The organism is uncultured Pseudoteredinibacter sp. (genome assembly GCF_947500695.1).
GTDB lineage: Bacteria > Pseudomonadota > Gammaproteobacteria > Pseudomonadales > Cellvibrionaceae > Pseudoteredinibacter.
Window position 1 is genome coordinate 159555 of the sequence record NZ_CANMSS010000004.1, and the last position, 12857, is coordinate 172411.

The 12857-nt window shown below is 46.8% G+C and carries 13 protein-coding genes; 9 read left to right on the plus strand and 4 right to left on the minus strand.

From position 1 onward, the window contains the following. Both Q1A08_RS09380 and Q1A08_RS09385 read right to left on the minus strand, forming a co-directional pair. A complete protein-coding gene (locus tag Q1A08_RS09380; RefSeq protein ID WP_299772168.1) occupies positions 1 to 681 on the minus strand; it encodes a response regulator transcription factor in 681 nt (226 codons plus the stop codon). 7 nt (positions 682 to 688) lie between these two features. Continuing rightward, positions 689 to 1270 carry a hypothetical protein gene (locus Q1A08_RS09385; RefSeq protein ID WP_299772170.1) on the minus strand — a complete coding sequence of 194 codons (582 nt, stop codon included), beginning with the start codon at positions 1268 to 1270 and terminating at the stop codon, positions 689 to 691. A gap of 496 nt (positions 1271 to 1766) precedes the next feature. On the opposite strand from Q1A08_RS09385, the gene Q1A08_RS09390 reads away from it, so the two are divergent. The 8 genes from Q1A08_RS09390 to Q1A08_RS09425 all read left to right on the plus strand — a co-directional run bounded on the left by Q1A08_RS09390 (position 1767) and on the right by Q1A08_RS09425 (position 10355). Further along, the gene (locus Q1A08_RS09390; protein ID WP_299772172.1) at positions 1767 to 3383 is read left to right on the plus strand and encodes an AMP-binding protein; all 1617 of its coding nucleotides are present in this window, start codon (positions 1767 to 1769) and stop codon (positions 3381 to 3383) included. Beyond that, positions 3380 to 4636, plus strand: coding sequence for a thiolase family protein (locus Q1A08_RS09395; RefSeq protein ID WP_299772174.1), 1257 nt, complete (start codon positions 3380 to 3382; stop codon positions 4634 to 4636). Before Q1A08_RS09390 ends, Q1A08_RS09395 begins: the two co-directional genes overlap by 4 nt. Positions 4637 to 4638: 2 nt before the next feature. Next, positions 4639 to 5094 carry a zinc ribbon domain-containing protein gene (locus Q1A08_RS09400; protein ID WP_299772176.1) on the plus strand — a complete coding sequence of 152 codons (456 nt, stop codon included), beginning with the start codon at positions 4639 to 4641 and terminating at the stop codon, positions 5092 to 5094. A gap of 25 nt (positions 5095 to 5119) precedes the next feature. Then, positions 5120 to 5863 carry an SDR family NAD(P)-dependent oxidoreductase gene (locus tag Q1A08_RS09405; protein ID WP_299772178.1) on the plus strand — a complete coding sequence of 248 codons (744 nt, stop codon included), beginning with the start codon at positions 5120 to 5122 and terminating at the stop codon, positions 5861 to 5863. A gap of 95 nt (positions 5864 to 5958) precedes the next feature. Then, positions 5959 to 7284, plus strand: coding sequence for an aromatic ring-hydroxylating dioxygenase subunit alpha (locus Q1A08_RS09410; RefSeq protein ID WP_299772180.1), 1326 nt, complete (start codon positions 5959 to 5961; stop codon positions 7282 to 7284). Between the two features lie 11 nt (positions 7285 to 7295). Further along, the gene (locus tag Q1A08_RS09415; RefSeq protein ID WP_299772182.1) at positions 7296 to 7787 is read left to right on the plus strand and encodes an aromatic-ring-hydroxylating dioxygenase subunit beta; all 492 of its coding nucleotides are present in this window, start codon (positions 7296 to 7298) and stop codon (positions 7785 to 7787) included. A gap of 186 nt (positions 7788 to 7973) precedes the next feature. Next, the gene (locus Q1A08_RS09420) at positions 7974 to 9743 is read left to right on the plus strand and encodes an FAD-dependent oxidoreductase (protein ID WP_299772184.1); all 1770 of its coding nucleotides are present in this window, start codon (positions 7974 to 7976) and stop codon (positions 9741 to 9743) included. A gap of 228 nt (positions 9744 to 9971) precedes the next feature. Next, positions 9972 to 10355 carry a hypothetical protein gene (locus Q1A08_RS09425; protein WP_299772186.1) on the plus strand — a complete coding sequence of 128 codons (384 nt, stop codon included), beginning with the start codon at positions 9972 to 9974 and terminating at the stop codon, positions 10353 to 10355. A 17-nt stretch (positions 10356 to 10372) separates the two neighbouring features. Here the strand turns inward: Q1A08_RS09425 and Q1A08_RS09430 are convergent, their stop codons facing one another. Further along, complete coding sequence (locus tag Q1A08_RS09430; protein WP_299772188.1) at positions 10373 to 10594, minus strand: DUF3565 domain-containing protein; 222 nt, start codon at positions 10592 to 10594, stop codon at positions 10373 to 10375. A 43-nt stretch (positions 10595 to 10637) separates the two neighbouring features. Continuing rightward, a complete protein-coding gene (locus Q1A08_RS09435) occupies positions 10638 to 10883 on the minus strand; it encodes a DUF5062 family protein (protein ID WP_299772190.1) in 246 nt (81 codons plus the stop codon). Positions 10884 to 11208: 325 nt separating this feature from the next. Between Q1A08_RS09435 and Q1A08_RS09440 the strand changes: the two genes are divergently transcribed. Then, on the plus strand, positions 11209 to 12810 hold the full coding sequence (locus Q1A08_RS09440; protein ID WP_299772192.1) for an ABC-F family ATPase: 1602 nt from the start codon (positions 11209 to 11211) through the stop codon (positions 12808 to 12810). Positions 12811 to 12857: the final 47 nt, after the last annotated feature.

Here is a 12857-nt window from a genome sequence, read left to right on the forward strand (position 1 = left end):
CTAATCAGCCAGCTGCTTAAAGCGGTAGCCCCGCCCACGTAAGGTTTCGATAGGCTTAATGCTGCCGTCTGGGTCTAGCTTCTTACGCAAGCGAGCGATGATGACTTCTAGTACATTGCTATTGTTTTCATCGACCGGATCATCATAAAGGCGTTCTAGTAACAGCGGTTTACTAGCGACTTTACCAGGGTTGAGCATAAAGTGTTCCATGAGTCGGTACTCGAAGCTAGTCAGCTCTAGCTCTTCTTCTTCCAGGAAAAAAGCATTTCCAGTGATATCGAGTTGATAGGGGCCATTGCTTAAGCGTTTGCGGTTAACACCGGTGGAGCGGCGCAGTAGTGCGTTAACGCGTGCAGTGAGCTCTTCGGGCTCAAATGGCTTGGTTAAATAATCGTCAGCGCCGGCATCTAAACCTTGAACTTTGGTTTTCCAATTTGAGCGAGCCGTGAGAATAAGTATAGGGAAACTCAACTCTTCTTCGCGTAGGCGTTCAATTAAGCTCATACCATCAATGCGTGGAAGCCCTAGGTCGATAATAGCCAGATCAATGGGAAATTCCGTGGCGAAATACAAGCCTTGGGCGCCGTCATTGGCCAGCTGAACCTGAAAGCCGTTATTCGTTAACTGCCTTGATAGCTGAGCTTGTAACTCTTGATCATCTTCAACAATTAAAATTTGCATATTAGTCCTAAGGTGTAAGCTCTTGGCCATCAATGGCACTGAGATAAAGAATTTGTATGACCCCTTGTTGGCTAATTAGCTTGACCCTATAGCGGGCATTCGAGAGGGCTTTGATGTGCAATACATCGCCTGCGTATCTTTGCTTAACCAGCTTTCGTATTTGATCTTTACTTAACTGTGAGCCGTTGCTTTGAGGGGCGAGTGTGTTTTTTGTCTGTGGCTGCGGCTTTCTTTGCCCGTGAGGGCGAGGAGTGTTTTGCTGCTGAGAGCCTTTGGGGTCTAATTGCACTTGACCTTCTATCCAGCGAGTCAGAGGTTTGACGGCTTTTTCCAGCCATTGGGTGCTGGGGTTGAGCTTTTCCTCTAGCCAGATGGTTTTACCGGTTTCTGGGGCTGGATTCTTATTCCCATCGTTTTGTTTTGCTGCTTCCTTTTTTGTATTTTCAGCTTCGGTATTCTGCGGCTTTTCGTTTGAGTGCTGGCTTTCGGTATAGGCATGGCTCATCGCTGGGGCAACGGTTAGGGCTATCCACAGGAGGCTACCAAGAGCGGGCACAATATAGTATTGAGAAGTAATGCGACTAAGCATATCGATCGTTTAATGCCGTGAAATCATCGGGTTAAAGGCTAATCAGTGACTGACTTTAAGATAGGATGACTATAAAAGCGATAGCTTAATGAAACATTAACTGTTTTTGAGGGACTGTTACGTTTTAGTGAATTAACGATAACTTGGGGAGGGCTTCTCTTTAGCGGTCAATTTACGCTTTAGCGGAATAAACGGCATTGCTTTTATAATAAATATTTACATATAAATATATTCCATTTCATATTTAGTTGAGTTAAGGTGTATTTGCTATCAAAAAGCCCCTCTGTAAGTGGGTGATGAGAACAATACAAATTAGTAGAGCGTTTGCTAAAAGCGCGCTGATTAGCAAAGTCCGGCTTTAAGAAGTACTGTTGAATAATATCGATGATGGCGGGCTGTTCGATGCCGCGTGCCATAGCGAATGCCGTTATTTAGTGGCAAGTACTAAGAAGACTGTACCCAATTAAGAACCTGATAAGAATAAACAGGAATGCACATGACAAGCGTATACCAGCAGTGGCAAGCCAGTGTGGCGAAGTATGCAGACTGCGAGTTTTTGCATATCCCGGCTAGTGCCGCCAAAAGCTACAGTGATAATGAGATTACCCTTAGCTATGGGGAGATGGACGCCCAAATTAACCCATGGCGTGAGGCTTATGCTGAAGCGGGTTATGGTGTGGGTCACCGGGTGGCACTGCTATTAGAGAATCGCCCAGATTTCTTTATTCATTGGTTTGCGCTTAACGCTCTTGGGGTATCCGTTGTTCCGATCAACGGTGATATGCAAGATGAAGAAATTGCTTACCTATTAGAAAATAGTGAATCTTGCTTGGCCATTGCGGTTCCAGAGCGCATCGAACAGATTCAAGGTGCGGCCACTTTAAATAGTGGGCAGTTGGCAGTTTGCAGTGCCCACGATATCGCCAGTTTAATCCCAGCTAAAAGTAGCGCGAGACAGCAGCAGGGCGATGCCCAAAGTGAATGTGCTCTGCTCTATACCTCGGGTAGTACCGGTAAGCCTAAGGGCTGTATCTTAAGTAATGAGTACTTTGTAGAGTTTGGCCTCTGGTACCAAACAGTGGGCGGTTACATTCAGCTAGAGCCTGGCAAAGAACGCCTATTAACTCCTTTGCCCCTCGTACATATGAACGCCATGGCGGTTTCGACCATGGGAATGGTGATGAGCGGTGGCTGCTTGATTCAATTGGATCGCTTTCACCCTCGTAGTTGGTGGCAATCGGTGGCCGAAAGCCGCGCGAGTATTGTGCATTACTTGGGAGTTCTGCCCGCTATTCTTCTCAATATTGATGAAGCTGAATGGGAATCTAAGATTAAGGTGAAATTTGGTTTTGGCGCTGGTGTAAACCCTGCTCACCATAAAACTTTTGAAGATCGTTTTGGTTTCCCACTGATTGAAAGCTGGGCGATGAGTGAATCGGGGTCGGGGGGCTGCATTACTGCTGCCGCTGAGCCTCGTCATGTAGGTACTTGTTGCTTTGGAAAGCTACCAGACGATATTGAAGTTAAGCTGATTGATGAGCAAGGCCAAGAGGTGGCCTATGGTGAACCAGGCGAATTGTTGGTAAGGGCTAAAGGCGAGAACCCACGCAAGGGCTTCTTTTCTGGCTATTACAAGAATCCTGAAGCGACCGCTGAGGCTTGGGAGGGCGGCTATCTGCATACTGGTGATGTAGTGCGCCAAGGTGAAGACGGCAGCTTTCACTTTGTTGATCGTCGCAAAAATGTCATCCGTCGCAGTGGTGAAAATATTTCAGCGCTTGAGGTCGAAGCGGCTTTAAGCCAAGACCCTGCAATTGATCAATTAGCCGTATGTGCCGTACCTGATGAAATTCGTGGTGATGAGGTGATGGCTTTGATCATTCTCGAATCCGGTGAGCAAGCGAATCAGGATCTTGCCGAGCAGATTGTTGAGCGAGCTCGTGAACGATTGGTGTATTACAAACTTCCAGGCTACATCAGCTTTGTTGCTGAACTTCCTACGACAGCCTCTAACAAGCCTCAGCGCGGTGAAATTAAAAAGCTGGGTGCTAAGATTTTGCAAGAAAAAAGTTGCTTCGATCTTTGTCACCTGAAAAAAGGTAGCAAGCGATGAGCAGTACCTTTCAGAATTTTCAGCAAGCTAAAAGTCAGCCCAGCAGTTATCAAGGCATAGCTTTGGTTTGCCCGGTGAGTGTGGGCTACGCCAAACAAAGTGAAAAGGGTGCGGCTTATTTTATTGGCCGAAGCCTAGGCGAAATGATTCAACAGGCAGGCATTCATAAAGACGATGTCGATGGCTTGGCTATTTCCAGTTTTTCGCTTGGGCCCGATTCGGTTATTAGCTTGTGCCAACATTTCGATATCAGTCCCCGCTATTTAGAACAGTTACCTTTTGGTGGCGCATCGGGCGTTATTGCAATGCGTCGTGCTGCTCGAGCGGTGCAGATGGGCGACGCTGATATTGTGGCCTGTATCGGGGGTGATACCAATCAGGCGGGAAGTTTCGCCGATTTAATCGCCGACTTTTCTACCTTTACCCGCGATGCTTCCTACCCTTATGGTGCTGGCGGCCCTAATGCAGCTTTCGCGCTCATTACTCAGCACTATATGGAACAATATGGAGCGACTCGAGAAGACTTCGGTCGTATTGCGATCGCGCAGCGTTATAACGCCAATCATTACCCAACGGCCTTACTAGGGCACAAAACTTTGAGCATGGATGACTATCTGAATGCTCGCCCAATTGCCGGCCCTGTGCATATGTTTGATTGTGTTATGCCTTGTGCTGGGGGTGAGGGCTTCTTGATGATGAGTGTTGAGCGAGCCAAGTTTTTGGGCTTGCCCTATGTCACCATTCTTGCTGCAGACGAATTGCACCATGCTCACCGAGATGACCCGATTCAATATCGCGCGGGCTGGACGCTCTATGCAAATGAGCTTTACCAACAGACGAACATCGGCCCCAACGATATCGATATGTTGCAAACCTATGATGACTACCCGGTGATTTCCATGATGCAAATGGAAGATCTTGGTTTTTGCGCCAAAGGTGAAGCTAAACATTTTGTGAGAGAGACAGCCTTAACTTTTGACGGTCATAATCTTGGTTATAGCTCTGGCAACAATTGTTTGCCCCACAATACCTCAGGTGGTCAGCTGTCCGTTGGACAGGCGGGCTCGGCTGCAGGCTTCTTAGGATTGGTAGAGAGTATTCGCCAATTGTTAGGGCAGGCCGAAAAGAATCAGGTACAAGATGCTCGTCATGCCATGGTCAGCGGCTATGGCATGATTAATTATGATCGAGGCCTTTGTTCTTCAGCAGCCATTTTAGCGTCTACAACATCTGATACAGTGGGAGGTCAATGATCATGGCTGATTCTAAGCAAATGCCGCCTGCAAAACGAACCAACTTGGGAGCCCAGTTGAAACCCTTCGCCGAGCAAGGCGAACTGCGTTTGCAGCAGTGCTTAAGTTGCCAACAGTTTGTATATCCGCCTAGAGAAGTTTGTGGCCATTGCTTGAGTGGCGAGCTTAGCTGGGAAGCCTGTCCGGCTGAAGGCCAGGTGCTTGCCCGTGTGGATCTACATAACAGCTTCGAGCCTTTTTACGCGGAACAACTACCTTGGGTTTTATTATCCGTTAAATTAGATGCGGGCCCCGTCGTTTATGCCCATAGCTCTTCACATGCGGGTTTGGAAGATAGCGGTTTGGAAGTAGAAGCTTTGGAAATAGAAAGTAAAGCGAATAGCGGCGATAGGGTAACACTGAGTTTGCAATTGGATGAGGCTGAGGCACCAGTATTTGTTGCGCAGCCTTTAAAATGAAAAAAGAATACATCCGTGGTGATTTATGAGTAAAACAGAATGTGTTTTGGTAACCGGTGGCAGCACTGGCATTGGTGCCAGCATCTGCGTTGATTTTTTAGAGCAGGGTATGCAGGTCATCAATTTGGCTCGCCGCCCACTTGAGCTTGAGAACCCAGCTTGGCAAGAGCGACTACATAATATTGCTGTAGACCTAACCGACAGGGAAGCCACCAAAGCGGTAGCAGAGCAAGTGGCGGAAAAGTTTAATGTCACACGTTTCGTTCACAATGCTGGTGTTATCAAAGCCAATCTTATTGAAGATGTCGCCCTTGATGAACTCGATTACGTTAGCAATATACATCTAGCAGCCACCATTATCCTCACCCAGGCTGTGCTTCCGGCTATGAAAGAAGCGAGCTTTGGTCGCATCATTTTAATTACCTCTCGTGCGGCGCTAGGTCTGCAAACGCGCAGTGTCTATTCTGCGACGAAATCAGGAATGATGGGAATGGCGCGTACCTGGGCTCTGGAGCTGGGTCAGTACGGCATTACGGTAAATACTGTGGCACCGGGTCCTATTGCGGCTACTGAAATGTTCCATGAAGTGATTCCAGAGAACAGCGAAAAAATGCAAAAGCTAGCGGCCAGTATTCCGGTACAAAGAACAGGTTTACCTGGTGATGTTTCTAGAGCAGTGAGCTTTTTTGCCGATGAAAAGAACAGCTTTGTCACCGGACAAACTCTCTTTGTTTGTGGCGGTTCAAGTTTGGGTTCGCTTAGTCTGTAAAAGCACTTTGCTTATAACTGCACTTTGCTTATAACTGTACTTAGCAAACCAAAAAAATAATGAAATTAATGTGAAGCGAGATAGGGAGTTGCCCCATGAGCTATTCCGTAGAAGATATTGAAAAATTAGTAGAGCCAGCTAGAGTGCATCGCAAGGTGTACACCGACGAGGAAATCTTTGACCTAGAAATGGAGCGAGTCTGGGGCCGTACTTGGATCTTTGCCGGCCATGCCAGTGAGGTTCCTAATGGTGGCGATTATAAAACCTTTAATATTGGCTCCCAGTCCATGTTAATGGTGCGAAATCGCAAGAACGACAATATTTCGGTATTTTACAATCGCTGTACACATAAAGGCGCTAAATTAGTCGGTGATGGAAAAGGCTGCGCGAAAGCATTTCGCTGCCCTTACCATGCCTGGACTTTTGATACCGAAGGCAAGTTATTAGCTACTCCGCCGACCAAGACACTAGAAACCAGTGGCTTCGCTCCGGACGATCCGGAATATAATCTACGCCCTGCGGCCCAGGTTAATATTTATCATGGCTTTGTGTTTGTAAACCTCGATGCCAATGCCGAAGGCTTACACGAGTACTTTGGTGATTCTCTGACCTCAATCGACAATATGGTGGAGCGCTCACCTGAGGGTGAATTGGAAATAGCCGGCGGCGTATTGCGCTATCGTCATGATTGCAACTGGAAGAGCTTTGTCGAAAATCTCAACGACAATATGCATCCAATGGCCACTCACCAATCGGCGATCGAAGCCTGTCAGGGCTATGCCCAAGATTTGCCTGAGGGGAGTGAAGTTCCTGAGACGGTTCATATTCTTGGCCCATTTGGTAGCTCCTATGACTTTTTTGAAGATATGTCTCATGTTGTCTTCAAGAATGGTCATAGCTACTCCGGAAATAAGGTAAGTATTCACAGTGCCTACCCGCCTGTGCCTGACTATGTAGATGCGATGGAAACAGCTTATGGTAAAGAAAAAACCAAAGAAATATTTTCTTGTGCCCGCCATAACACGGTGTATTACCCCTCGCTTACCATTAAAGGTGCGATTCAGGCTATTCGCGTGGTGCGTCCAATTTCTGTAAATTGTACGGATATCGAGACCTATACTTTCCGCCTTAAGGGTGCTCCTGATGAAATGTTGCAGCGTACATTATTGTATTCACGCTTGATAAATTCTCCTTCTTCCATTGTTGGTGCTGACGATCTTGAGGTTTATGAGCGTGTACAAGCTGGCTTGCACAGCCATGGGCATGACTGGGTAAGCATGGAGCGTCAAAAAGATCATGATCAACCCCAAGAAGATGGTTCAATCGAAGCGACCGGTTCCAGCGAGCTACCGTTCCGTAATCAATATAAGTACTGGTTGCAGTTAATGACCAATACTGAAGCCGTGAAAATTAAAGCTTAAGGGGAATAACAATGAGTCAATATCAACGCCCTGGGCTAAAAAAGATCGAAGAGTTTTTGTATCACGAAACAGGTCTGTTAGATCGAATGGAGATTCGTCAGTGGATTGATCTGTTTACCGATACCGGTGACTATTGGATGCCCGTTACCCCTGATCAAGAAGATCCGATCAATCATATTTCTATTTTTTATGATGATCGCGATTTGATGGAAATTCGTTTACGTCATCACGATAATCCTCGCTCGCATTCAAAAGATTTTACTATTCGAAGCTCTCATGTTTTGGGTAATGTACAGATTGCCAGCTTCGACGAGACGAATGGCGATTGCCAAGTAAGCTGTAATTTTCAGTGTGTCATGTACTATCGCGATCAGCAGCAATTGTACGCTGGAACCTGCCAGTATCATCTGCGCTTAATTGATGGTCGTTACCATATACAGCGCAAACGTGTTGATCTGATTAATTGTGATGCACCCCATGGCTCAATCCAAACCTACGTTTAAGTATCCGGCGATCTCAGCGACTGTTGTTGCTGAAATCATCGCAGTATGTGGAGATACTACTAGGCGGCAATAACTGCCTGTAGCTGAGAAAAGTAAACATTTGGGGTGTCGCTGATTTTACTTGGCGTTAATCCAATCTCTGAAGAGTTGCTGATTGGATGACCATTCGAAAGAAAGAGGTATGGCATGAGTGATTGTCATCAATGTTATGAATGTGGATGGGTGTACCTTGCAGCACAAGGTTGCTTGGCTGATGGTATCGCCGCGGGCACGATTTTTGAGGATCTAGCGGAGGCTTGGGCTTGCCCAGATTGTGGCGCGCCGAAGAGTGGCTTTTATCCTACCGACAGCGACTCTTTAGGACAGGCCCACAATCAATTTGCTGGAATGAGTGATCCGCATCAAACGGTTTCTGCAAATATCAGTGCTGCAGGCTCGGTGAGCGTGATTCAAGGTGCAGCCTTTGGGGCATTGGTTGAGGCAGGCAGTTCAAATAAAAGCTCAGGCAATACTGATGTTGGCTCTGATGAAAGCGACTCCAATGAAAGTAGCTCAAAATCATCCGATGGCTTCCGTATTTGGGAATGTATTGTCTGTGGTTGGGTTTACGACGAGGCGAAAGGTTGGCCCCAAGATGGTATTGCTCCAGGAACTCGCTGGGAAGATATTCCAGATGATTGGGTTTGCCCTGAGTGTGGTGTCGGTAAAGATGATTTCGAAATGCAGCTGGTATCGGCTGCCGCTCAGCAAGAAGTATCGGCCATAGCTGTACCCAGCGATTACGAGATCGATTACAGCCGCGAGCCATTAGTTGTAATTGGTACGGGTTTGGCGGCCTATCAGTTGGTGCGTGAATGGCGCCAAAAAGATCAACGTACACCTTTGATCATGATCAGTCGTGATGACGGTGCTTATTATTCCAAGCCCTTGTTGTCGACAGGCTTTAGCAAAGCTAAAACAGCACAAGATCTACAAAGTAAAACGGCCGAACAAATGGCCGCGGAACTTTGTGCTGATATTCGTATTTTCAGTCATGTTGAAGCCATTGATACTCAGTCAAAAACATTATCCTTGAGTGGTCTGAAGCTCCCTTACGGTAAGTTGATACTTGCCTTGGGTGCTCAATGCATACAGGCGCCTTTGCAGGGCAATGCGCTCGATAGGGTGTATCAGGTAAACGACTTATTAGACTACCAGCGTTTTAGAACCGCTTTAGCAGGGCTTGGCCAACAGGCGAGGGTATTGATTATTGGTGGTGGACTCATTGGTTCTGAATACGCCAATGATCTAGCCGCAAGCGGCTACCATATCGAAGCGGTGGAGGCGATGGATAGGGTATTGGGCACGTTACTGCCCATTGAGGCTTCTTATGCGGTACAGCAAGGTTTAGCGAAACTTGGCGTGACACACCACTTCAATACGGTGGTGGAGAAAATCGATCGCAATAGCGAAGGTTTAACGGCAACACTGAGCAATGGAACTCAAGTTCACTGCGATATTGTACTTTCTGCAATAGGCGTGCGAGCCAATGTGCAGTTGGCCGAGCAAGCTGCTTTGGCAACCGAGCGTGGAATTTTGGTGGGTCGCCAACTACAAACGTCGGCGCCCGATGTTTATGCCTTGGGTGATTGTGCTCAAGTTGATGGCCATCTGCTTTACTATATTGAACCACTCAATCAATGTGCCAAGGTGCTGGCCAATAATTTAGCCGGTGAGCCTGAGCAGTCAGTTAGTTATGGCGTGATGCCGGTGACCATTAAAACGCCAGCTTGCCCAACCGTGGTATGTCCTCCGCCTCGTGACCTCGCTGGGCAGTGGAAGATAATGGGTGAAGGTATCAATATCAAAGCAGAATTTGTGGATGACAGCGGAGCTCTGCGTGGCTTTGCTCTAACGGGGGCTGCGGTGGAGTTAAAGTCGCAACTAAGCGCAAAAATGCCCGCAATGATGAGCTAAGCGTTGCTGTATTGGCGTTAAGTGCTTGGCTTTCTACGTATGGGGGCTAAGCACAAGATTAAGCCAATAGTTTAGATTCCTTGCTGTGACTTGCTCGAGTCATTTTCGAGAAGCATAATGCTGATAGCTTGTCGCTTTGGTCTTTTTTGATCGTTCGTTTAGATGATTCTTAAGAAAAGACCGAAGTGATTCTCTATCGATCTGCAAGGTATAAGGTGCTTAAGCAATATGGAAGCCAACAGCGCAAAGGACTTAAATTCACCCCAGGAATCTGAGCCTAAAAAGCTCTATATTAGACTGCTAGCGACGACACTATTTTCCGTATTGGCTTTTGCCATATACATCAGTCAATACATCGCCCTACCTAACTTTAAAGAAACGTTTGAGTACTTTGGCTCAGATCTCCCTAGTTTAACCCTGATCGTCATTGAACTTGGGCCAGTTTTATTGGGCTTAGCCATCTTCTCGCTGCTTTTTATTGCTGCTTGGTTTGTCCCCAACGCTTTGGGGGGCAAAATGTTTAACTATTCGATTTTTAACTTCGTCCTGGCAGCAATTATCTGGATAACATGTTTTGTTGCTATATCCTTACCGGTGATGCAGACAACTTAATCGATTAAACAGCCTTTTTAAGTTTCAGCTCTGACTTCGAAATCGAGAGCCTCAGAGCGATCGCATTTTTTGCAATCCAGCATTAATCCTAACTTAGCCTGGCGGCCATCAGGACTTGTCACCCAGGGGCGATTTGTCCACGGCGGATCATGGCGGACATGTTGAAAGTGCCCGCAAGCCAATCGCGCGACCCAGTGATTCTCTTCATCCAGGTGATAGCCCACAATGGGGTGTTTCATTAGTGTTCTATCCCCTGAGTAGGCTTAGGTTTTCTCTTTTGATTTAAGAGCTTGTCTGTTGTTTCGATGCCCAGATCGCTAAACGATGGCGGATGGACTTTTGAGAAACCTGCTCTTCAGGCAAAGGCTGTAACAAACGGTCATGCACCAATAAACGATAAATATATAACAGACGGTCGTTGACGGAGTCACCGGGTTCAAATTTGGCGGCACCGCGTTTCTCGACATAGGCTTGGCCTATCTCTAAGGCTTTTCTAATGAGTTCCTTTTCGTCTTTCAGCTTTTTCATCGAATTCTCGCCAATGCAGTGATGGTACGGATGCCGTTCGCTGGGTATAGCTTAACAGACTTAGCTTACAAAATAGCGAGTTTGTCCTTCGGCCTGTCTTGCCGTGAGGTCTCAAGGGTAAGGCTGTTCAAAAAAACATCGTATCCTGGCGTTCATTCTGCTATGGTCGCGCCCCAGATTGGCCCCTTGATAACCTTTGCAGCATGGGCTGAATTGGATCGTAGGTACTTTTTTTGACCGTTAGTTGTCACTCCTTAGTTGTCGACTATTAGTACAATTTACGACTTAAGCTGCGCTTTGTTCATTATTGTTTAGGAATACCCCCTTGATCTCCACCGCAAATATCACCATGCAGTTTGGCGCTAAGCCCTTATTTGAAAATATCTCCGTTAAGTTTGGCAATGGCAATCGCTATGGCCTAATCGGCGCTAATGGCTGCGGAAAGTCGACTTTCATGAAGATCCTCGACGGCAGCCTAGCGCCGAGCTCAGGCACTGTGAGCATTACCCCAAATGAGCGGGTAGGTAAGCTTAGTCAAGACCAATTTGCCTTTGAAGAATACAGTGTGGTGGATACGGTGATAATGGGGCATGCTGAGCTTTGGGCTATCAAGCAAGAGCGTGACAGAATCTACGGCCTAGCGGAAATGTCTGAAGAAGAGGGCATGAAGGTTGCCGATCTAGAGACTCAGTTTGCTGAAATGGATGGCTATAGTGCTGAAAGTCGTGCCGAAGAAATTTTGGTTGGTGCGGGTATTAGCCAAGATCTGCATTATGGCCCAATGAGTGAGGTAGCCCCTGGCTGGAAACTCCGTGTGTTGCTGGCGCAGGCCTTGTTTTCCGATCCGGATATTTTATTGCTGGATGAGCCGACCAACAACTTGGATATGGATACCATCCGTTGGCTTGAAACCGTGCTCAATGAACGCAAAAGTACCATGATTATTATTTCCCACGATCGGCACTTTCTTAATGCTGTTTGCACGCATATGGCTGATATTGACTATGGTGAACTGCGTGTGTATCCCGGTAATTACGATGATTTTATGACAGCTTCAATAGCCGTGCAGGAACGGCTGCAGTCTGAAAATGCTAAGAAATCGGCGCAAATTGCAGAGCTGCAACAATTTGTCAGCCGCTTTTCAGCGAATGCATCAAAGGCTAAACAGGCCACCTCTCGTGCCAAGCAAATCGATAAAATCAAGCTGGAAGATATCAAGCCATCGAGCCGAGTTAGTCCTTACATTCGCTTTCAGCAGGAGAAAAAGCTCCACCGTCAGGCATTAACCTTAGAGGGATTTGGTCATGGCTTTGACGGTGAGATGCTATACAGTGGCGGAAATATGATTTTAGAAGCCGGAACGCGCCTTGCAGTAATTGGTGAAAACGGCGCCGGCAAAACAAGCTTCTTGCGATGTTTAATGAATGAACTAGAAGCTAGTGAAGGAAAAGTTCAGTGGGCCGAAAATGCCAGTTTAGGTTACTGTCCCCAGGATGCGAGTGCTGAGTTCGACAGTGAACTCAATCTTTTTGATTGGATGAGTCAGTGGCGCAAGCCGAGTCATGGTGATCAAATAGTACGTGCTACACTGGGGCGAATGCTGTTTTCAGCGGATGATTTTAAAAAGAAAGTAAAGGTATGTTCAGGCGGAGAGAAAAATCGCTTGCTCTTTGGTAAGCTGATGATGACGGATGCGAATGTTTTGTTAATGGATGAGCCTACCAACCACCTTGATATGGAATCGATTGAGGCGCTCAACCTGGCTTTAGAGCATTATGCCGGCACCTTGATCTTCGTTAGTCACGATAGAGAGTTTGTTTCTTCCTTGGCGAATCGTATCGTGGAGATAAAGAATAATAAGCTGGAAGATTTTCAAGGTACTTACGATGAGTTCTTGGCGGAGAAAGAGCGCCTAGAGAGCAAGTAAAACATCAGCTTTTACGGCTAGAGATTTTGGAATCTAAAGTGGATTTT

Coding starts and splice junctions, on each gene's coding strand:
- Q1A08_RS09380 (WP_299772168.1), bottom strand. CDS start 681: ATGCAAATTTTAATTGTTGAAGATGATCAAGAGTTACAAGCTCAGCTA.
- Q1A08_RS09385 (WP_299772170.1), bottom strand. CDS start 1,270: ATGCTTAGTCGCATTACTTCTCAATACTATATTGTGCCCGCTCTTGGT.
- Q1A08_RS09390 (WP_299772172.1), top strand. CDS start 1,767: ATGACAAGCGTATACCAGCAGTGGCAAGCCAGTGTGGCGAAGTATGCA.
- Q1A08_RS09395 (WP_299772174.1), top strand. CDS start 3,380: ATGAGCAGTACCTTTCAGAATTTTCAGCAAGCTAAAAGTCAGCCCAGC.
- Q1A08_RS09400 (WP_299772176.1), top strand. CDS start 4,639: ATGGCTGATTCTAAGCAAATGCCGCCTGCAAAACGAACCAACTTGGGA.
- Q1A08_RS09405 (WP_299772178.1), top strand. CDS start 5,120: ATGAGTAAAACAGAATGTGTTTTGGTAACCGGTGGCAGCACTGGCATT.
- Q1A08_RS09410 (WP_299772180.1), top strand. CDS start 5,959: ATGAGCTATTCCGTAGAAGATATTGAAAAATTAGTAGAGCCAGCTAGA.
- Q1A08_RS09415 (WP_299772182.1), top strand. CDS start 7,296: ATGAGTCAATATCAACGCCCTGGGCTAAAAAAGATCGAAGAGTTTTTG.
- Q1A08_RS09420 (WP_299772184.1), top strand. CDS start 7,974: ATGAGTGATTGTCATCAATGTTATGAATGTGGATGGGTGTACCTTGCA.
- Q1A08_RS09425 (WP_299772186.1), top strand. CDS start 9,972: ATGGAAGCCAACAGCGCAAAGGACTTAAATTCACCCCAGGAATCTGAG.
- Q1A08_RS09430 (WP_299772188.1), bottom strand. CDS start 10,594: ATGAAACACCCCATTGTGGGCTATCACCTGGATGAAGAGAATCACTGG.
- Q1A08_RS09435 (WP_299772190.1), bottom strand. CDS start 10,883: ATGAAAAAGCTGAAAGACGAAAAGGAACTCATTAGAAAAGCCTTAGAG.